Source organism: Kitasatospora sp. NPDC096140, from assembly GCF_040303045.1.
Lineage (GTDB): Bacteria > Actinomycetota > Actinomycetes > Streptomycetales > Streptomycetaceae > Kitasatospora.
This window is the reverse complement of sequence record NZ_JBEOUW010000003.1, coordinates 297741-316104: the sequence shown is the minus strand read 5'-3', so window position 1 is coordinate 316104 and position 18364 is coordinate 297741. Positions and strand designations below refer to the sequence as shown.

Annotated in this window: 19 protein-coding genes; 11 read left to right on the top strand and 8 right to left on the bottom strand. The window is 75.9% G+C overall.

All coding sequences use genetic code 11. From position 1 onward, the window contains the following. Positions 1 to 374: 374 nt before the first annotated feature. Both ABT048_RS04705 and ABT048_RS04700 read right to left on the bottom strand, forming a co-directional pair. Entirely contained in the window at positions 375 to 1415 is a 1041-nt protein-coding gene (locus tag ABT048_RS04705) for a TrbL/VirB6 family protein (RefSeq protein WP_350519849.1), read from the bottom strand. After that, positions 1412 to 2251 (bottom strand): RNA polymerase sigma factor, encoded by an 840-nt coding sequence (locus ABT048_RS04700; RefSeq protein ID WP_350519856.1) that lies wholly within the window; start codon positions 2249 to 2251, stop codon positions 1412 to 1414. The genes ABT048_RS04705 and ABT048_RS04700 overlap by 4 nt, the downstream gene beginning before the upstream one ends. Before the next feature lie 610 nt (positions 2252 to 2861). Between ABT048_RS04700 and ABT048_RS04695 the strand changes: the two genes are divergently transcribed. The 3 genes from ABT048_RS04695 to ABT048_RS04685 all read left to right on the top strand — a co-directional run bounded on the left by ABT048_RS04695 (position 2862) and on the right by ABT048_RS04685 (position 5336). Next, positions 2862 to 3602 (top strand): VC0807 family protein, encoded by a 741-nt coding sequence (locus tag ABT048_RS04695; RefSeq protein ID WP_350519848.1) that lies wholly within the window; start codon positions 2862 to 2864, stop codon positions 3600 to 3602. Between the two features lie 131 nt (positions 3603 to 3733). Further along, positions 3734 to 4477 (top strand): tyrosine-protein phosphatase, encoded by a 744-nt coding sequence (locus ABT048_RS04690; protein WP_350519847.1) that lies wholly within the window; start codon positions 3734 to 3736, stop codon positions 4475 to 4477. Positions 4478 to 4577: 100 nt separating this feature from the next. After that, a complete protein-coding gene (locus tag ABT048_RS04685; RefSeq protein WP_350519846.1) occupies positions 4578 to 5336 on the top strand; it encodes a Clp protease N-terminal domain-containing protein in 759 nt (252 codons plus the stop codon). 88 nt (positions 5337 to 5424) lie between these two features. Here the strand turns inward: ABT048_RS04685 and ABT048_RS04680 are convergent, their stop codons facing one another. Beyond that, positions 5425 to 5916 (bottom strand): NUDIX domain-containing protein, encoded by a 492-nt coding sequence (locus ABT048_RS04680; protein ID WP_350519845.1) that lies wholly within the window; start codon positions 5914 to 5916, stop codon positions 5425 to 5427. Positions 5917 to 6014: 98 nt separating this feature from the next. Between ABT048_RS04680 and ABT048_RS04675 the strand changes: the two genes are divergently transcribed. Then, positions 6015 to 6419: an STAS domain-containing protein gene (locus ABT048_RS04675; RefSeq protein ID WP_350519844.1), complete on the top strand. Its 405-nt coding sequence runs from the start codon at positions 6015 to 6017 to the stop codon at positions 6417 to 6419. On the opposite strand, the gene ABT048_RS04670 is transcribed toward ABT048_RS04675, so the two are convergent. The 4 genes from ABT048_RS04670 to ABT048_RS04655 all read right to left on the bottom strand — a co-directional run bounded on the left by ABT048_RS04670 (position 6312) and on the right by ABT048_RS04655 (position 9162). Beyond that, positions 6312 to 7304, bottom strand: a complete 993-nt coding sequence (locus ABT048_RS04670) for a sigma-70 family RNA polymerase sigma factor (RefSeq protein ID WP_350519843.1) — start codon at positions 7302 to 7304, stop codon at positions 6312 to 6314. The two genes, ABT048_RS04675 and ABT048_RS04670, sit on opposite strands and share 108 nt — an antisense overlap. 176 nt (positions 7305 to 7480) lie before the next feature. Then, positions 7481 to 7753 carry a hypothetical protein gene (locus tag ABT048_RS04665; protein ID WP_350519842.1) on the bottom strand — a complete coding sequence of 91 codons (273 nt, stop codon included), beginning with the start codon at positions 7751 to 7753 and terminating at the stop codon, positions 7481 to 7483. A gap of 193 nt (positions 7754 to 7946) precedes the next feature. Next, positions 7947 to 8213, bottom strand: coding sequence for a UBP-type zinc finger domain-containing protein (locus tag ABT048_RS04660; RefSeq protein WP_350519841.1), 267 nt, complete (start codon positions 8211 to 8213; stop codon positions 7947 to 7949). A gap of 52 nt (positions 8214 to 8265) precedes the next feature. After that, entirely contained in the window at positions 8266 to 9162 is an 897-nt protein-coding gene (locus ABT048_RS04655) for a helix-turn-helix transcriptional regulator (RefSeq protein ID WP_350519840.1), read from the bottom strand. 183 nt (positions 9163 to 9345) lie between these two features. On the opposite strand from ABT048_RS04655, the gene ABT048_RS04650 reads away from it, so the two are divergent. Both ABT048_RS04650 and ABT048_RS04645 read left to right on the top strand, forming a co-directional pair. Then, positions 9346 to 10119, top strand: coding sequence for an SDR family oxidoreductase (locus ABT048_RS04650; RefSeq protein ID WP_350519839.1), 774 nt, complete (start codon positions 9346 to 9348; stop codon positions 10117 to 10119). Positions 10120 to 10502: 383 nt separating this feature from the next. Next, a complete protein-coding gene (locus ABT048_RS04645) occupies positions 10503 to 13067 on the top strand; it encodes a lysylphosphatidylglycerol synthase transmembrane domain-containing protein (protein ID WP_350519838.1) in 2565 nt (854 codons plus the stop codon). A gap of 40 nt (positions 13068 to 13107) precedes the next feature. On the opposite strand, the gene ABT048_RS04640 is transcribed toward ABT048_RS04645, so the two are convergent. Then, positions 13108 to 13305 carry a hypothetical protein gene (locus ABT048_RS04640; protein ID WP_350519837.1) on the bottom strand — a complete coding sequence of 66 codons (198 nt, stop codon included), beginning with the start codon at positions 13303 to 13305 and terminating at the stop codon, positions 13108 to 13110. 256 nt (positions 13306 to 13561) lie between these two features. Between ABT048_RS04640 and ABT048_RS04635 the strand changes: the two genes are divergently transcribed. The 5 genes from ABT048_RS04635 (at position 13562) to ABT048_RS04615 (ending at position 18102) form a co-directional block, all read left to right on the top strand. Further along, the gene (locus ABT048_RS04635) at positions 13562 to 14029 is read left to right on the top strand and encodes a carboxymuconolactone decarboxylase family protein (protein WP_350519836.1); all 468 of its coding nucleotides are present in this window, start codon (positions 13562 to 13564) and stop codon (positions 14027 to 14029) included. Positions 14030 to 14204: 175 nt separating this feature from the next. After that, positions 14205 to 14849: a class I SAM-dependent methyltransferase gene (locus tag ABT048_RS04630; RefSeq protein WP_350519835.1), complete on the top strand. Its 645-nt coding sequence runs from the start codon at positions 14205 to 14207 to the stop codon at positions 14847 to 14849. Then, positions 14846 to 15430 carry a TrmH family RNA methyltransferase gene (locus tag ABT048_RS04625; protein ID WP_350519834.1) on the top strand — a complete coding sequence of 195 codons (585 nt, stop codon included), beginning with the start codon at positions 14846 to 14848 and terminating at the stop codon, positions 15428 to 15430. Before ABT048_RS04630 ends, ABT048_RS04625 begins: the two co-directional genes overlap by 4 nt. Before the next feature lie 126 nt (positions 15431 to 15556). Then, on the top strand, positions 15557 to 16495 hold the full coding sequence (locus ABT048_RS04620; protein WP_502893968.1) for an ABC transporter ATP-binding protein: 939 nt from the start codon (positions 15557 to 15559) through the stop codon (positions 16493 to 16495). Continuing rightward, on the top strand, positions 16489 to 18102 hold the full coding sequence (locus tag ABT048_RS04615; protein ID WP_350519832.1) for an ABC transporter permease: 1614 nt from the start codon (positions 16489 to 16491) through the stop codon (positions 18100 to 18102). Before ABT048_RS04620 ends, ABT048_RS04615 begins: the two co-directional genes overlap by 7 nt. Positions 18103 to 18364: the final 262 nt, after the last annotated feature.

The following is an 18364-nucleotide window of genomic DNA, read 5'->3' as shown; positions in this document are numbered from 1 at the left end:
CCGGGCCCCCGCGCCCCCCCCCCCCCCCCCCGCCCCCCCCCGGGGGGGGGGGGGGGGGGGGGGGGGGGGGCCCCCGCCCCGCGCCCCCCCCCCCCCCCGGGGGGGGGGGGCGCCCCGCCCTGACTGGGGGTGGGCGGCCCCCACGTTTTCCGGGCCGGCCGGGCCGGCGGCGCGTCCGGGGTGACGCCTTGCCGGTCCGGCCGGGGCCGGCCGGGTGGACGGTGGGCACGGGGGAGCCGACCGGCCACCCGGGGTCTTCGGGTGGTACTGCTTCCTGCTGTCCCGCGGGTGCTGGTGCGTCCCGCGGGTGGTGCGATCCGGGTGGGCGGCGAGCCCGGGGGGAGTCGCTCGCCGCTCACCCGGAGTTCTCGGGGTTACCTCTCGGTGTTCTGGTCGTCGGCGTGACCGGGCTTGCTCGCCCGGACGTCGGGTACCAGGGGTGTGGCGGGCACGGCCGGTACGGGCACCCCGCCCTTGCCGGGCTTGACGACGCCGCCGGTGTCCTCACCGTTGCTGCCGCCGTTGGCGTTGCCGCCCCCGCCGTTCTTGCCGTCGGTGCTGCCCTTGCCGGGGCCGGTGCCGGGCGCGGCGCCGGTCCCGGCGGGGTCGCGCGGCTGCGCGCCGGTGCCCTGGTGGTCGTCGTCCCCCGCGCCGGCGGCGCCGGCGCAGAAGTCCGCCACCCGGTCCGCGCCCCCGGCCGCCGCGACCAGCGGGCCGTAGACCGGATCGGTGACCAGCCGGGCCTGGCGCTCGCCCTTGGCCGTCCGGTCGGCGAAGCTCCGGCACAGGCCGAGCAGCGCGGGCGGGACGACGGGACGGTCGCCGCGACCCTCGGCCGACGGGGTGCCGGGGGTCGGGCTGCCGGACGGGGCGACCGTCTGCGGGCCCGCGGAGGCACCGCCGGACGGACGGGCCGACCCGGACCCCGGGGCGAACGGGGCACCGCCGTGCGAACCGGCGGCCGACGCGCCCGGCGAGCTGCCGGAGGCGCCCTGGGCCCCGAGCGTGTGCTCCGGTTCGGCGGGGCCGCCGCCCAGCGCGGACGACAGGTTGCCGGTGCCGGCGGCGACCGCGACCCCGCACAGTGCGGTGGCGCCGAGCACGACGGCAGCGGCCTTCGTGCTGAAGGCCCTGGCCAGCGCGGCGGTTGCCATCGATCGTCTCCGGACGGGGGTCACTACGGGTGCGGGCGTGAGACTCGCCTCCCGGAACGCGGCCAGCGCGGCCTCCTCCCCGGCCAGTTCGCCGACCGTCGCGGGAGCGGCGGCCGCGGCGAGCACCCGGGCGAGCTGCCCGGGACCTCCGTCCGGTCCGGTGAGCGAGGCGTCCTGCCCGGCCGACGGGGCGGCCACGGCACCGCCGAGCAGCTGCTCGGCGGTATCACGGTCGATCCGACGGGATCGGTTGGTGCTCATCTCATGTCCTTCAGCGTCGCGGCCCGGCGTTCTGTCACACCCTGCGGAGAAATTTTTTTCGGCGGTTTCCCCGCGGGTTGTCCGGAGGCCTTGCCGGCGCCCCCTCCGGCGGTCCCGCCGGGGGCCGGGTCCCGGTCCCCCGGCCGCGCGGCCGGGATCCCGCCGCCGGACGCGAGGGGCTGCTCCAGCAGCTTGGCCAGCCGGCGCAGCCCCCGGTGGGCGGCCATCCGGACACTGCCGGCCCGCTTGCCGAGCACCCGGGCGGCGCTCTCCGCGTCCAGCTCCATGACCACCCGCAGCAGGACCGCCTCGGCCTGGTCGCGCGGCAGCCGGGAGATCAGTGCCAGCGCGTCGGCGGTGCCGACCGTGGCCAGCGCGGCGCCCGCGGTGTCGTCCCCGGCCGCCAGCTCGACGAGGTACTCGAAGGGCAGGTCGGCGACCGGACGGCGGCGGCGGGCGCGCAGGTGGTCGAGCGCCCGGTGGCGGGCGATCGTGGCGGCCCAGCCGCGGAAGCCGTCCCCGTCGCCGGAGAAGCCGCGCAGGTCGCGGGCGATCTGCAGCCAGGCCTCCGAGGCGATGTCCTCGGCGTCCTGCATGTCCTCCGGCCGGCCGCCGACCAGCACCCGCAGGTAGCGCAGCAGGCCGGGCTGGACGGTCCGGAACAGCAGCCGGAACGCCTCCTCGTCCCCGCCCTGCGCGGCTCGGACCGCCTCGGTCAGATCGACGGGAGCGGCGACCGGTCCCGGGGGTGGGCCGGTGGTCGGTACTGGTCCGGACCGGCCGACGTGGCTGCCGGTGCCCGCTCCGGGGCGCTCTGCACTCTGCACCCGCCACATCATGCGCCATTCGGACGATCAGGTCGGCTTCGACCGAAGGACCGGACCACCCCGGGGGCGGACTCCCGCGCGCTGCCGCCCTTCGTCCGCAGCCCCCGCAGGCCTGCCCCGCCAGCACCGTCCGTGGACGAATCAGTCCGGGCCGCCGCCTCGGCCGGGGCGGGGCGGCGGAAGCCCGGTCCGGCCACGCGCCCCCGCATGCTGCGACCCGCCCGCAGCGCCCTGCCCGCCGGGGTCCGCCCGCCGCGCCCCGCCCACCGGGATCCGCCTGCCGGGATCCGACGCTCCCCGCCGCCGGCCGGGTGCCGCCCGCCTTCGCCCCCAGCCCGGTCCGGTCTGCCGCTGCCGACCCGACGGCCGCCGCCCTGCCCGCCGGGGACGAGCGGTTCGACACCGTCCGCCGCCCTGCCCCGGGCGCCACGAGCAGTGGACCTTCCCCCGAGGGTCGGCCGGAAAACCGCAGGTGGGGCGGGGTGTCACGGCGGGCGCCATGACAACTGTCATGCGGATCCCGCAACGGACGGCACTGCTCCGGCGGAGGGTCGGACGGAAAGACTGGAGGCACGACGCGGGCAGCAGCCCGCGGCCACCAGCCGGGGAGGAACCCACCGTGAGCCAGACCGTCAGCGCCGCCGCCGTCACCGTCGCCGCTCCCGCGCAGGCCGCCACCGCCGGCGCCGCCCACGCCAAGGCTCCCAACCCGCTGGCCTCCGGCCTCCGCCCGCTGGCGCTCGACGTCGCCGCACCGCTGGCCGGCTACTACCTGCTGCACTCGGCCTGCGGCCTGAGCGAGTTCGCCGCACTGGCCTGGAGCAGCGCCTTCCCGGCCGCCCGCACCGTCGTCGGCCTGCTGCGCGAGCGCAAGCTCAACCTGTGGGCCACGCTGATGCTGACCGTCAACCTGGCGGGCCTGGCGCTGACCTTCGTCACCGGCGACGCCCGGCTGATGATCGCCAAGGACGGCGGACTGAGCGGCACCGTGGCGCTCGCGATCCTGGTCTCCGCGCTGATCGGCAGGCCGGTGATGAGCCCGATGCTGATGCCCTTCGTCACCAAGGGCAAGCGGGACCGCGCCGCCGCCTGGCAGCGGCTGGCCGAGGGCCGGGCGGCCGCGTCGCGGCCCTTCCGCCGCCACGAGCGCCTGTTCTCGGGCATCTGGGGCACCGCCCTGCTGGCCGAGTGCGTGGCCCGGGTGGTCGGCGCCTTCACCCTGCCGGTGTCGACCATGGCCTGGCTGTCCACCGTGTTCCTGATCGGCGCGATCGTGGCCGGTTCGATGCTCGGCCGGATCGCCGTCGAGCCGATGGAGAAGCTGGTCGGCGCCGAGGCCGAGGCCCCGACCGCCGCCTGAGCACCCCCCCCCGACCGGCACGTGAACAAACGGTTCCGGGCGCTCGAACGGCCAGGAACCATCCGGATCTCCCGGGAGTCCTTACATAACGAGGGGGTAACGGGACCCCCGGCGAGGAAACGGGGAGCCCCATGCACCGGACGACGGACGCGCTGACCACCATCGAGGACCGCACCCTCGTCTGGGACGGCTGCCTGAACGTCCGCGACCTGGGCGGGCTGCCCACCGCCTCCGGCCGGCTCACCGCCCGCCGCGCGATCGTCCGGGCGGACAACCTGGACCGCCTCACCGCCGAGGGCTGGGACGCCCTCCTCGACCACGGCGTCCGCACCGTGATCGACCTGCGCAACACCGAGGAGTACAAGCCGCTCCTCCCGCTCCCCGACGGCGTCGACCTGGTCCGCGTCCCGCTGGACGAGCTCGCCGGCCCCGCCTGGTGGGAGGCCCACGGCCGGCTGGACGGCACCCCGCTCGCGCTCCGCCCGTACCTGGACCACTGCCCGCACGCCGCCGCCGCGCTGATCGCCGCGATCGCCGGCGCCCGTCCCGGAGGCGTGGTCGTGCACTGCGGCGCCGGCCGTGACCGCACCGGCCTCGCCGCCCTGCTGCTGCTCGCCCTGGCCGGGGTCGACCGGGCCGCGATCGCCGAGGACTACCTGCAGAGCGCCCCCAACGTCCGCCCGCTGTACGGGATGCTGGGCCTACCCGACCCGTACCGCAGGATCGACGCGGTGCTCGCCGAGGCCGGGACCACCGCCGAGGCCGCCCTGGAGGCCGCGCTCGACGGGTTCGACCCGGCCGGCTACCTGCTCGCCGCGGGCGTCACGCCGGCCCGGATCGCCGCCGCTCGCGGCCGGCTGCTGCCCGCCACCTAGGACGGCCGCCGGACGCCGCACCGAGCGGGCCGCCGGGAACTCCACGACAGTCGTCAACCGATGGTTGACGGCCCCCGGGTCGACAACCTACGGTTGACGCATGGAGAATCCCGTTGTTCCCAACACCACTCCGCTGCGCCTCGACGACCTGATCGCGGCGATCAAGCAGGTCCACACCGACGCGCTGGACCAGCTCTCCGACGCGGTCATCGCCGCGGACCACCTCGGCGAACTCGCCGACCACCTGATCGGCCACTTCGTCGACCAGGCCCGCCGCTCCGGCGCCTCCTGGACCGACATCGGCCGCAGCATGGGCGTCAGCAAGCAGGCCGCCCAGAAGCGCTTCGTCCCCAAGGACCCGGCCACCCCCAACGACCTCGACCCCAGTCAGGGCTTCAGCCGCTTCACCCCCCGGGCCCGCAGCGTCGTGGTCGCCTCCCAGGAGGAGGCCCGGAAGGCGGCCAACGCCGAGATCACCACGGCCCACCTGCTGCTCGGCCTGCTCGCCGAGCCCGAGGGCATCGGGATGAAGGCGCTCGCCGCCCAGGGCGTCACCTCCGAGGCCCTGCGGGCGGCGGCCACCGCCGCCCTGCCGGCCGCCGCCGACGAGCTGCCCGCACTGATCCCGTTCGACGCGGGGAGCAAGAAGGTGCTGGAGCTGACCTTCCGCGAGGCGCTCAGGCTCGGCCACAACTACGTCGGCACCGAGCACGTCCTGCTGGCACTGCTGGAGCAGGACAACGGGCAGGACGTCCTCACCTCGCTCGACGTGGACAAGTCCGAGGCGGAGACCTTCGTCTCGGAGGCCATCGCCGCCCTCGTCGCCGCCCGGAACACCGAGTCCGAGCAGCAGGGCTGAGGACCCGACGCCGCGCCCCGGACGGAACTCCCGACCGGGGCGCGGCACTTCCTCCCGAAAACCGGATCCGGCCGGAAACCGGATCGGATCAGAAACCGGAGACGTTAGTGGTGACGATCCGGACCCGGCCGTCCTCGGCCGCCTCCAGGGCCGCCCGCAGCCGGGCCGAGCGGGCGGGGCCGAGCAGCTCCAACGCCTCCTCGACCGGGGCCCAGCGGTGGTCGTCCAGTTCACCGGCCGGGACGGTCACGGGGGTGCCGTCCGGGACGGTGCCGAAGTCGAACATGAAGTGCTCGGCGGGGTGGTCGAGTTCGCCCGACGGGTGGGTCCAGGAGATGGCCAGCAGCTCGCCGGCCTCCCCGACGATCCCGGTCTCCTCCTCCAACTCCCGTACGGCGCACTCGACCGGGCCCTCGCCGAGGTCGATCGTGCCGCCGGGGAACTGCCAGTGCTCGCGGTACCCGGCCTTCACGATCAGGACCCGGCCGGACTCGTCGCGCAGCAGGCAGCCCGCCGCCGCGTAGATCCTGGGCAGGGACGCCAGCCATTCCTCGCGGGACTTCAAGGGCTCTGTCGTCACGGTGGTCCTCCTGGGGCGCATGGGTTCGACGACCCCACTCTGCCACCGGATTTCGGGCCGGACCGATGAGTCGGCGCCCTCACGCCGGTCCAACCCGCATGACGACCGCCACCGGGACGACACCCGGCACGACGCCCGGCCCCACACCCGCCGCGACCGTACTGACCTGCGACCTGGGCGCGCTGAGCGCCCCCGACCTCGCCGTCGTCGACGCCCTCGCCAGGCTGAGGCTCGCCGCCGCCCGGCACGGGGTGGGCGTGGTGCTGCTGAACGCGAGCGGCCAGCTGCGCGAACTGCTCGCCTTCAGCGGGCTCGCGGCGCTGCTGCCGGACGCGGCCGATCCGCTCGACCCGGCCGATCCGCTCGACCCGGCCGGACTACGCGACCCCGCCGGACTACTCGGTGTCGCCCTCCTCGGCGTCCAGCCGGGGCGGCAGGCCGAACAGCGGGAAGAGCACGTCGGTGTCCAGGAAGTTGGTGAACCCGGTGATCCGGCCCGCTGACACCTCCGGCACGATCAGCGCCCACGGCTCGTGCCCGCCCGCCGGGCTCGGCCGGTACTGGGCGAAGGCCGGCCCGCCGTTGGCCGTGACCGGGAGCAGCCGGGAGCCGCGGCAGCCGTTCCCGGGGCCCAGCATCCAGGCCCTGATCTCGTCCTGCCCCTGCAGCCACATCGCGAACGGCGGCATGTTGAGCGTGACGTCCTCGTGCAGCAGCGCGGCCAGACCGTCCATGTCGTAGGCCTCGAAGGCGCGGACGTAGCGGTCCAGCAGCGCGCGGTGGTCCTCGTCCAGCGCGGGGGCGGGCCGGGCGGCCGGGGCGTCCGAGGCGAGCACCGCACGGGCCCGCTGCAGTGCGCTGTTGACCGAGGCCACCGTGACGCCGAGGAGTTCGGCCACCTCGGCGGCCTTCCAGCCGAGCACCTCGCGCAGGATCAGCACCGCGCGCTGCCGGGGCGCGAGCCGCTGCAGCACGGCCACGAAGGCCAGCTTCACCGATTCGCGCTGGGCGGCCACCTCGGCCGGGTCCCCCGTCTCGGGCAGCACCCGGCCGTCCGGGGCGGGGCCGATCCACGTCACCTCGGGCAGCTGCGTGCCGTGCGCCGCGGCCACCGTGACCGGGCCCGCCAGGTCCATCGGACGGGCCCTGGCGTTGCGGCCGTTCAAGGCGTCCAGGCAGACGTTGGTGGCGATGCGGTACAGCCAGGAGCGCAGCGCCGCCCGGCCCTCGAAGCCCCGGTGCCCGCGCCAGGCCCGGACCATGGTCTCCTGCACCGCGTCCTCGGCCTCGAAGACCGAGCCGAGCATGCGGTAGCAGTAGCCGGTGAGTTCGGTCCGGTACCGCTCCAGCTGGAGCTCGACCGGCTCCTCCGTGATCACGTCGGCCATGGTGTGCCCCCGTCGTCCTGCCGTGCGTGCTGAACGGGACGAACCTAGCGCAGGGCACCGACAGTCCGGTCCGCCGCGCTCCGGCCGCCCCCCGCAACGCCCCTGACCGCACATCAGGGGCGGGCGCCGACGGCCCGGCGCCCGCCCCTCGGCGGAACGGCGCGCCGGGCGGCCGCTCAGTGCGCGGAGTGCTTCTCCGCGCCGCGGTGCCGGTGGCCCTTGAGCTCGCCGTGCATCGCGGGGGCGGCGTGGACGGCGGTGGTCGGCGCGTCGCGCCCACCGTGGCGGAACGCGTCGCCGCTGCCGTAGCCGGTGCCGGCCGCAGACGTCGCACCGGTGCGCAGTTTCGGCGCGATCCGGGTGGGTGGGCTCGCCATGCCGCGGCGTTCGAGCAGTTCCTGGGTGCCCTGACGGAGCTGGGCGGTGCTGCCCGGGGCTCGCTTGGTCATCGTCGGCCTCCCTTCGGCGGTCACCGGCCGGACGGCTGTCGACCGGAGGGGCCGCGCGGTCGCTATGTCCGGATTTTATCCGGCTTGCGCGCCCGTGCCACCGGGGGCGGCCCGCAACCCGCGACCCGTGCGAGGGCCCGCCCCGGCCCACAGCCTCCCCCGGCCCACGGTCTCCCCCAGCCCACGGCCTCCCTCAGCCCATGACCTCGTGGACGAAGCACCAGCGCCAGTCCTCCCCCGGCTCGTACGAGCGGATCACCGGGTGGGAGGTGTTGTGGAAGTGCGCGGCGGCGTGCCGTTGCGGCGAGAAGTCGCAGCACCCGACGTGGCCGCAGTCCAGGCAGATCCGCAGGTGCACCCAGTCCCTGCGGCCCTGCGCCAGGCACTCGGCGCAGCCGCCGGCGGGCGGGAGCGGCTCGATGTCCTGAGGGGCCAGAGCGAGGTCTTCGCAGGCACTCATGAGTGCAGGCTAAGCCGCTCGGGGCCGCTCCGCCCGCTCAGGGACGGGCCGCTCAGGACGCCTCCGACACCCCGGAGGGGCCGGCCGAGTCGGCCGTCCCGGCCGGGGCCGTCCAACTCGCCAGCAGGGCCAGCTTCTGCGCGGTCGGCGACCCCACCGGGGCGGTGTAGACGACCAGCAGTTGGTCCGGCGAACCGTTGACGCCCAGGGTCTCGTAGCCGAAGTCCAGGTCGCCGACCAGCGGGTGCCGGACCAGCTTGCCGCCGTGGGTCTTCTCCCGGACCAGGTGGTCCGCCCAGAGTCGGCCGAACTCCTCGCTGCGCACCGACAGTTCGCCGACCAGCGCGCTCAGCACCGGGTCGTCGGGGTGCAGTCCGGCGTCCCGGCGCAGGTAGGAGACGGTCTCCGCGGCGACCGCGTCCCACTGCCGGTAGTACTCCCGGGCCGCCGGGTCGAGGAAGGCGTGCCGGGCCTGATTGGGCGGGCCGTCCGCGCCGCCGTCCGGACGCGTGGAGAAACCGTTCACCGCCTCGCCCAGCGCGTTCCACGCCAGGACCTCCATCCGGCGGCCCAGGACGAAGGCCGGCACCCCGGTCATCAGGTCCAGCATCAGCCTCGTCCCCGGCCGGACCTGCTGCCGCGCCCGTCCCCGGCCGGTGGCCGTCCCGGCCGGGGCCTTGGGCGGTCGGGCGAGCGAGCGCAGGTGCGCCGTCTCCACCTCGTCCAGGCGCAGCACCCGGGCCACCGCGTCCAGCACCGCGTCCGAGGCGCTGCCGCCCCGGCCCTGCTCCAGCCGGACGTAGTAGTCCACGCTGACGCCCGCGAGCTGCGCCACCTCCTCCCGGCGCAGGCCCTGCACCCGGCGGCGGCCGTGCGAGGGCAGGCCGACCTCCTCGGGCAGGATCCGGGCCCGGCGCGAACGGAGGAAGTCCCCCAAGGTGTTCTCCATGCCCGGCAGGTTAGTCGCGTGCGGCGGAGCGAGGGTGGTACTGCCGTTCCCAGGAAAGGCCGTCCCCGGAAGGGAGTTCCCAGGACGGCGGTACCCGGGAAGCACACGGCCCTGGGTCGGCCGTCGCGGTCCGCGCAGAGTGGTCGACGTCAGCCCGACCGCACCAGGAATCCGGAGCCCCCGATGAGCCTCGCCCCCCTCACCGCCCCCCTCGCCGCCCGCACCGCCGTCGTCACCGGAGCCGCCAGCGGCATGGGCGCCGCCACCGCCCGGACGCTCGCCGCCCAGGGCGCCCGGGTCGCCCTGCTCGCCCGCCGCACCGAGCGGCTGGACGCCCTCGCCGCCGAGATCGCCGCGGCGGGTGGCCAGGCGCTCGCCGTCACCGCCGACATCACCGACCAGGCCTCGGTGGACGCCGCCGCGAAGGCCGTCCACGACGCCTACGGGCAGGTCGACCTGGTGGTCAACAACGCCGGGGTGATGCTGCCCAACCCCCTGGCCGACGGCCGGATCGACGAGTGGACCCGCATGGTCGACACCAACCTCACCGGCGCGCTGCGGATCGTCCGTGCCTTCACCGCCGACCTCACCGCGGCCGCCGCCGAGGGCCGCACCGCCGACCTGGTCAACGTCTCCTCGATCGCCTCGCACGTGGTCTTCCCCGACTACGCCGTGTACGGCGCCACCAAGGCCGCGCTCACCCAGCTGTCGGCCGCCCTGCGCAGCGAGCTCGGGCCGCTCGACGTCCGGGTCAGCGCCGTCGAGCCCGGCCTGACCGACACCGAACTCGGCGGGCACATCGACAACCCGGTGCTGCGCGACCAGCTCGGCGGCATGTTCGCCGCCATCCCGGCGCTCGCGGCCGAGGACATCGCCGACCTCGTCGCGTACACCGTCAGCCGCCCCCGGCACGTCAACCTGCGCCACCTGGTCGTGCTGCCGACCCGGCAGGCGTGACCGGCCCACCGGCGTCCCCGCTCCGCGTCCACGGGTGGCATGGGAGCATGCCACCCGTGGCGATCGTGACGGGGAGAACGAACGGCGACACCGACGGTGGCGACACCGGAGGTGTGCCTGCGCAGCGCAACGGCGGCGCGGGGGCGCCGGACAGCCGGGCTGCGGGCAGTGGCGCTGCAGGTGGTGGCGCTGCGAGCAGCGGTAAGGCGGGCGGTGGCACTGCGAGCGGTGGCGCTCCGGGCAGTGGCCCGAGAGGCGCCGACGCGAGGGGCACCGACGCGAGGGGCACCGGCCCGAGAGGCGCCGGCGCGAGGGGCACCGGCGCGAGGGGTGCCGACGGCATACCCGGGCAGCCCGGACCGGCCCGGTTCCTGGCCCGGACGATGCCCGCCACCGGTCGGCTGCGGCAACCCGTCGCCCTGATCCGGCTGCTCGGCGGCCTGCTCGCCATCGCGCTGACCCTGCTGCTCGCCGACTACGCCCGCGCCACCACCGGCGGCATCGCCGCCGACGTCGCCGAGGCCGCCGGCCTGGTGCCGCGACCGCTGGCGAGCCTGGCCGGCGGTCTCACCACCGCCGCCGTCCTGCTGCTGCCGGTCGGCCTCGCCGTCCGGCGCCTGTTCGGCCCCGACCGGCGGCGGGCCCTCCAGCAGGTCTCCGACGGACTGCTCGCCGCCGTCCTCGCGTACGGCGCCACCCTCGGCGTGGACCTGTGGGCCGACAGCCTCGCCCCGCACTCGCTGCTCACCGCGCTCACCCAGCCGCTGCCCGGTGACGTCCTCGGGCGCACCGAGCCGGTCTACGGCTACCTCGCCCCGGTCCTCGCCTTCATGACCGCCTCCGGCAGCCGCGAACGCCGCCTGCCCTGGACCGTCCTCGCCCTCTCCGGCCTCGCCGGACTGGCCTGCGGCTTCGCCACCCCCACCGCGCTGCTGCTCGGCCTGCTCATCGGCTGGACCGGCGCCCACGGCACCCTGTACGCGGTCGGCAGCCCCGACCCCTGCCCCCGGCCCGGCGAGATCCTGCGCGCCCTGCGCGAGAGCGGCCTGCGCCCGGTCGAGGCCCAGCCGACCGGGCCCGACCGCTACCGGGTCCGGCAGACCGACGGCCGCCCCGACCTCGACGTCCAGCTCCTCGACCGGCAGGCCGTCACCGCCGCCGCCGTCCAGCGGGCCTGGCGCCGGCTGCGCCTGCGCACCGCCCCCGACCCCCGGGCCCTGCGCTCCCCGCGCACCGGGCTGGAGCACGAGGCCCTGGTCACGTACGCGGCCCTGGCGGCCGGCGTCCGCACCCGCGACATCGCCGCCACCGCCGGCCTCGGCCAGGACACCGCCCTCATCGCGTACGAGCGGCTGGACGGCCGCACCCTGGACCAGCTCGCCGACGAGGAGATCACCGACGAGCTGCTCGTCGACGCCTGGGGCCAGCTCGCCCTCCTCCAGCGCCGCGAGATCGCCCACCGCGCCCTCGTCCCCTCCTCCCTGCTGGTGGACGGCTCGGGCGCGGTGCACCTGGTCGACTTCGCCGACGGCGACATCGCCGCCACCGAACTCGTGCTGCGCTGCGACGTCGCCCAGCTCCTCACCACGCTCGCCCTGCGCACCGGCGCCGCCCGCTCCGTCCGCACCGCCACCGCCGTCCTCGGCCCCGACCCGATCGACGCCGTCCTCCCCCTCCTCCAACCCATGGCGCTCACCCACACCACCCGCCGCGCCCTCAAACACCACGGGAAACCCGCCGAACCGGCCCCGGCCCACCCGGAGCCGTCACCCGCCGACGCGGGCTCCCGCCCCAGCGCCGGCAACCGTGCGAAGACCGTCACCGCCACACTCACCGCCACATCCGCCACCACATCCACCGCCCCGGCCGACGGCCCCGGCCGCCCGATCGCCGGCTCCGGCAGCGACGGCACGCAGGCCGAGCACGCCCCGGTGCCCGGTGGGCTGCTGGAGGAGATCCGGGCCGAGGTGCTGCGGGCGCGGCCGCAGGTGGTGGGCCGGCCGGTGCGCCTGGAGCGGCTGCGGCCGCGGACGCTGCTGGCCGTCGTGGGCGGGGTGGTGGCCGGGTGGCTGCTCATCCCGCAGCTGTTCGCGGCGGAGGACAATCCGGTCTCCGCCCTGGCCGACGCCGATCCGTGGTGGCTGCTCCTGGCACTGGCGGCAGCGGCGACCAGCCACGTCACGGCGGCGATGGGCTTCGTCGGCTTCGTGCCGGAGCGCCTGGACTTCCGCAACGCGGTGCTGGCGCAGGTGGCCGGGTCGTTCGTGAAGCTGGTGTCACCCGGCGGGGTCGGCGGGGTGGCGCTGAACACCCGGCTGCTGCAGAAGGCGGGCATCCCGACGGCGCAGGCGCTGTCCAGCGTCGGCGTGGGGACGATGATCGGGCTCGTGCTGCACCTCCTGCAGCTGGGCGCCTTCGTCTACCTGCTGGACCTGCAGCCGGGCGGCTCCGAGCTGGACGCGCTGCCGGCGGTGGTGGGCGGACTGGCGGGCGCCGCGGCCCTGCTGGCGGTGGTGTCGGCGATCCCGGTGGCCCGGCGGTGGCTGGCCGCGCGGCTGCGGCCGCTGACGACCGAGGTGCTGCCGCGACTGCTGGACCTGCTGCGCAGCCCGACCCGCCTGGCGGTGGGCGTGACCGGTCAGCTGCTGGTGTCGATCTGCCTGATCTCCTGCCTCTACTGCTGCGCCCGGGCGATCGGCCGCGAGCCGTCCTTCGCCTCGGTCGCGGTGGTGTTCCTGGTGGGCAACGCGGCGGGCAGCGCGGCGCCGACCCCGGGCGGGGCCGGCGCGGTGGACGGGGCGCTGATCACGCTGCTGCAGCAGACCGCGTCGATGGAGAAGGGCGGCGCACTGGCGGCGGTGGCGCTGTACCGGCTGCTGACGCTGATCCTGCCGGTGCTCCCGGGGTGGGCCGCGATGGCCTGGCTGCAGCGCCGCCGCGCGCTGTAGGCCCCGGGGGCCACCGCCCCGGGGACCACCGCCCCGGCGGCTACTCCCGGTACTCGTCCTCGTCGAGCTGGACCACCCGGGACTGCTCCGCGGCGTCCGCGACGTCGGTGGCCGGGTCGGCGCCGAGGGCGCGGCGCTCGGCGACCTCGTCGTACTCGTCGACCTGCGGCGCCTCCTCGTCCGGCTCGACGGTCTCGACGGTCTCGTCGATCAGGTACTCCTCGTGATCCTGCGGCATGGCGTCCGTCCTCACTGTTCGGAGGCTCCCACGGGCTCGGGTGGCGTACTGGAAGTATCCGCCGCCCGGCGCCCCGACGCGAAGCGCCGGTCCGCCCCGGCGTGTTGCCGGAGGCCGCGCGGCGCCCGGCCCGGTCGTGGCCTGGACGTGGCCCGGACGCGGCCCGGGCCCGGCGCGCGAACCCCCTGATTGACCCGCGGATCATGCGCCCGAATGACCCTGATGACGGGTGCACTCCGTCCCTAGGGTCGTGGCCATGACGACGAACGAGACCACCGGATCCCCCGCCCGCCTCGACTACGCCCGCACCGTCCCGAAGGTGTTCCGCGCGATGATCGCCCTGGACGCCGCCGCCCGCGAGGGCCTGGACCCGGCGCTGGTCGAGCTCGTCCAGATGCGCACCTCGCAGCTGAACAAGTGCGCGTACTGCCTGGACATGCACACCAAGGACGCCCGCAAGGCCGGCGAGAGCGACGAGCGGATCTACCTGCTGCCGGTCTGGCCGGAGGCCCCGGCCGGGGTGTACGGCGAGCGGGAGCGGGCCGCCCTGGCGCTCGCGGAGGCGATCGCGCGGGTCGGCGACGGGGTGACGGACGCGGTGTACGCCCGGGCCGCCGAGCACTTCGCCGAAGCCGAGCTGGGGCAGCTGATCTCGGTCTGCTTCACCGTCAACGCCTGGAACCGCCTCAACGTGGCCACCCGCAACCTCCCCGGCGCCGCCTGAGCGGAGGGCCCGCCGTCCGATCCGCCCCGGGGCCCGCCGCAGCGACGCCGCAGCGCCTGCCGGCCCGGCCGCCCGGAACGCCGCCGAGGCCGCCGGGGGTACGATCGGTGCCGTACAAAGGGCTTACCCACACCCACCCGGTGGCCCCGAGGCCCATACGAACGACGGGGAAAGCATGTCCGGCTCGCACTACTTCACCGGTGCACCCGAGGTCGCCAGCGACCGCCGGCCGATCACGGTCTCCCTGCCGGACCTCACCCTGGAACTGACCACCGACACCGGGGTGTTCTCCCGCAGCCGGCTCGACCCGTGCACCCGGATCCTGCTGGAGCACGCACCCGCGCCGCGGGTGCGCGGCCCGATCCTGGACATCGGCTGCGGGTACGGTCCGATCGCGCTCACCTGGGCGAGCCGGCGCAAGCGCCTCCCGGTCTGGGCGGTGGACGTCAACGAGCGCGCCCTGGAGCTGGTCCGGCTGAACGCCGAGGCGCTGGGGCTCGGGAACGTCCACGCCGCCCTGCCCGACGACGTCCCCGAGGACGTCCGCTTCGCCACCATCTACTCCAACCCGCCGATCCGGATCGGCAAGGCCGCGCTGCGCCGCCTGCTCACGCACTGGCTCGGCCGGCTGACCCCGGACGGCTCGGCGTTCCTGGTGGTGCAGAAGCACCTGGGCTCGGACTCGCTCCAGAAGTGGCTGAACGAGCAGGGCTACCCGACCAGCCGGGTCACGTCGGTCAACGGGAGCCGGATTCTGGAAGTGCGGCCCCGCCCCGAGGCGGGCGAGGGCTCCGAGAGCGGACGAGGGACGACGACGTGAAGCAGCTGCGCGGGACCGAACTGAAGCGACTGCACCGATCCTGGCGGCGCAGCAACGCGTTCCGGCTCGCGATGATCCTGGAGAACCTGCAGTCGCCGTTCAACGTCGGCTCGGTGGTCCGGACCGGTGCGGCGATGGGTGCCGAGAAGCTGTACCTGACCGGGGACACCCCGTCGGTGCGCTCGTCCGGCGCGCAGAAGGCCGCGATGGGCACCGACAAGTACCTGAAGGTGGAGCACTTCCCGACCGTCGCCGAGGCGGTGGCGGCGGCGAAGGCCGACGGTTTCAAGGTGGTCGGCCTGGAGCTGGCGGACGAGGCCGTGCCGATGTTCGCCGCCGAGCTGACCCCGGCGGTGGCCTTCGTGCTCGGGCACGAGGACCGCGGGATCACGCCCGAGGCGCTGGCGCTCTGCGACCAGGTGGTGTTCGTGCCGCAGCTGGGCCGGGTCGGCTCGCTGAACGTGTCGGCGGCCGCGACGGTGGCCTGCTACGAGGCGCGCCGGCAGGGGTACGTGATCAGCGGCACCCCGGACGGCGACCTCGCGGGCGACCTCGGCGACTTCGGCGGCGACGAGGACTGAGTCGTGTGAACGGCGGGAGGGGTGTGCCGAAAGGCCCACCCCTCCCGCCGTTTCCGCCCGGAAACCCCGCGCATCTCTGCCGAACGGCAGATGTGCGAACGGGCCCCGCCCGGAAGCATTCCGGTCGTGACCGAACTCCGGATCCTCGACCTGACCAAGGAGTACCGCGGCGGCAAGCGCGCGGTGGACTCCTTCTCGCTGACGCTACGGCCCGGCGTGCTCGGCCTGCTCGGCGCCAACGGCGCCGGCAAGTCGAGCCTGATGCGCATCCTGGCCACGGTCACCCGGCCCACCTCGGGCCGGGTGCTCTGGGAGGGCGTCGACACCGCCCGCCGCCCCGGGCCGCTGCGCCGTGCCGTCGGCTACCTCCCGCAGGACTTCGGCGTGTACCCGCAGCTCACCGCCCGCGAGTTCCTCGGGTACCTGGCCGCCGCCAAGGGCATGCGGCGCCGCCCCGCGAAGGCCCGGATCGACGAACTGCTCGACCTGGTCAACCTGTCGGGCGCGGCCGGGCAGCGGCTCGGGGCGATGTCCGGCGGGATGCGCCAGCGGGTCGGCATCGCCCAGGCGCTGCTCAACGACCCGGCCCTGCTGATCGTGGACGAGCCGACGGTGGGGCTGGATCCGGAGGAGCGCCTGCGCTTCGGCAGCCTGCTGAGCGCGCTCGGCGCCGACCGGATCGTCGTGCTGTCCACCCACATCGTCCCGGACGTCGCCGCCACCGCGGACCGGATCGCCGTCATGGGGCACGGCCGGCTGCTGCACCACGGCACTCCGGAGGAGCTCCTGGGCCGCGCGGAGGGCTCGGTGTGGGAGCTGACCGTCGCCGCCGACCGGCTCCCGTCGCTGCGTTCGCGGTTCCTGCTCGGCGGCACCACCCGCACCCCGGAGGGCGTCCGGGTCCGGGTGCTGTCCGGGGGTCGGCCCGCACCGGAGGCGCAGCCCGTCACGCCCCGGCTGGAGGACGCGTACCTGCTGCTCACCGCCGCGCCGGCCGGGGCGGCGGCGTCAGCCTCGGCCTCGGCGTCAGCCTCGGCCTCGGCCGAGGAGGTGGCGGCGTGGTGACGCGCGTCGGGGCGCTCGCGCTGGCCGACTTCCGGGAGCGCCGGCGGCGGCCCGGGTACCTGGTCGTGCTGCTCGGCACGCTCGCCCTCGGGCTGCTGGCCGCGCCGGTCGGCGACTCCCGGTGGGAGGTGTTCCAGGTGACCGACCTGCACGGCCGCTACACCAGCGGCTACGTGGGAACGGTGACCGCGCTCGGCGGCGCGGTCTGGCTCTCGCTGGCGGGCTTCGGCATCGCGCGCGGGGCGATCCCCCGGGACGAGCAGAGCGGAGTGGGCCGACTGCTCGCCGCCACGCCGACAGGCCGGATCGCCTACCTGGCGGGCAAGTTCGGAAGCAACCTGCTGCTCTTCGGCTCGATGCTGCTCGCCCTGGCCGGGACGGCCCTCGGGGTGCAGCTGCTCAAGGGGGACTCGGACCGGGTGGACGTGGTGCGGCTGTTGCTGCCGTACGTCCTGATCACGCTGCCGCTGCTGGCGGCGGTGGCCGGGTGCGCGGTGCTCTTCGACACCGTGCCCGGGCTGCGCGGCGGGCTGGGGTCGATGGTCTGGTTCGCGGTCTGGCTGGTGTTCGTCCTGGGCGCGCAGACCACCGGCGGGCTGGACCTGCTGGGCATGCGCCGGATCACCGCGTCGATCCGGGAGGTGCTCGCGGCGGGCGGACGACCCGTCGACGGTGTGGAGTTCGGGGTCGGGCTGACGGCGGACAACCGGGTGCTCGGCACCTTCGACTGGCCCGGTCTGGGGCCGGGCGAGGCGGGCGGGCCGGCCGCGACGGGGCTGCTGCTGATCGCGGCGGCGCTCGGGCTCGCGCTGCTCGGGGCGCTGTGGTTCCGGCGCTTCGACGGGCCGGAGGCCCGCCCGGCCCCGACGGGGCTCCGCCCGGGTGCGACGGGGGTGCGTCCGGGCGGATGGGGCCGCAGCGCGGCGCGGGACGGCGAACGGGCCGGCACGGCACCGGAGCCCGGAGCGGCCGCCTTCGCCCTGGATCCGGCCCGGCTGACCCCGGCCCGCCAGGGCCGCACGGTGGCCGCCGCGTTCACCGGCGAGCTGCGAATCCTGGTGCAGGGTCAGCAATGGTGGTGGGCCGGGGCCGCCGTCATCGCCGCGGCGGCACTGAGCGTCGCACCGGACGGGCCGAGCCACGCGGTGCTGCCGTTCGCGATGCTCTGGCCGGTGCTGCTCTGGTCCCGGATGGGCCACCGGGCGGACGGCGGCAGCACCGCCGAACTGCTCGGCGCCTGCCCGTCCCCGCTCCGCCGGGGGCTGGCCGCCCTGCTCGCCGGGATCGTCCCGGCACTCGCGGTGGTGGCCGGATCGGTCGTCCGGCTGTTCGGCGCCGGGGAGCCCCGCGCCGCCGCGGGCGCCCTGGCCGGCGCACTGCTGATCCCCGCCCTGGCCATGCTCTGCGGCACCGTCACCCGCGGCCCCCGGCTGTTCCAGGCCGTCTACCCGCTGCTCTGGTACGGAATGATCAACCGCGTCGGCGGGCTGGACTTCCTCGGCGTCTCCGGGGATCGCGCCCCGGCACCCGCAGCCGTCGCCGGCCTCGCCGCCGCACTGGCGCTGGGCGTGCTCGCGGTGGACGCGATACGCCACGCCACCCGCTGAGCCGCCGGGCGGGCGCGAGCGCACCCATCCGGACAGGTGCCCGTCGCCTCCGGCAACAGGGAGACCTCGCACCCGCCCGGGTCCACAAAGCTGCCGGTCAACCGGCAGATTGGGCCCGGCCGGGGGCCGGAGCGCCGGAGTACGATGGCCCGGTCCCGGAGGCGCCGAACACCCGAGCGCCCTGGCAGGCCCGCCCCTCGCCGAAGCGATCCTCCCGGCACACGGTGGGCCAGGGCCGCGCGCGCCCAGGACCGTCAACCGC

Coding starts and splice junctions, on each gene's coding strand:
- ABT048_RS04670 (WP_350519843.1), bottom strand. CDS start 7,304: ATGGCCGACGTGATCACGGAGGAGCCGGTCGAGCTCCAGCTGGAGCGG.
- ABT048_RS04665 (WP_350519842.1), bottom strand. CDS start 7,753: ATGACCAAGCGAGCCCCGGGCAGCACCGCCCAGCTCCGTCAGGGCACC.
- ABT048_RS04655 (WP_350519840.1), bottom strand. CDS start 9,162: ATGGAGAACACCTTGGGGGACTTCCTCCGTTCGCGCCGGGCCCGGATC.
- ABT048_RS04660 (WP_350519841.1), bottom strand. CDS start 8,213: ATGAGTGCCTGCGAAGACCTCGCTCTGGCCCCTCAGGACATCGAGCCG.
- ABT048_RS04705 (WP_350519849.1), bottom strand. CDS start 1,415: ATGAGCACCAACCGATCCCGTCGGATCGACCGTGATACCGCCGAGCAG.
- ABT048_RS04685 (WP_350519846.1), top strand. CDS start 4,578: ATGGAGAATCCCGTTGTTCCCAACACCACTCCGCTGCGCCTCGACGAC.
- ABT048_RS04635 (WP_350519836.1), top strand. CDS start 13,562: ATGACGACGAACGAGACCACCGGATCCCCCGCCCGCCTCGACTACGCC.
- ABT048_RS04700 (WP_350519856.1), bottom strand. CDS start 2,251: ATGTGGCGGGTGCAGAGTGCAGAGCGCCCCGGAGCGGGCACCGGCAGC.
- ABT048_RS04640 (WP_350519837.1), bottom strand. CDS start 13,305: ATGCCGCAGGATCACGAGGAGTACCTGATCGACGAGACCGTCGAGACC.
- ABT048_RS04690 (WP_350519847.1), top strand. CDS start 3,734: ATGCACCGGACGACGGACGCGCTGACCACCATCGAGGACCGCACCCTC.
- ABT048_RS04630 (WP_350519835.1), top strand. CDS start 14,205: ATGTCCGGCTCGCACTACTTCACCGGTGCACCCGAGGTCGCCAGCGAC.
- ABT048_RS04650 (WP_350519839.1), top strand. CDS start 9,346: ATGAGCCTCGCCCCCCTCACCGCCCCCCTCGCCGCCCGCACCGCCGTC.
- ABT048_RS04645 (WP_350519838.1), top strand. CDS start 10,503: ATGCCCGCCACCGGTCGGCTGCGGCAACCCGTCGCCCTGATCCGGCTG.
- ABT048_RS04675 (WP_350519844.1), top strand. CDS start 6,015: ATGACGACCGCCACCGGGACGACACCCGGCACGACGCCCGGCCCCACA.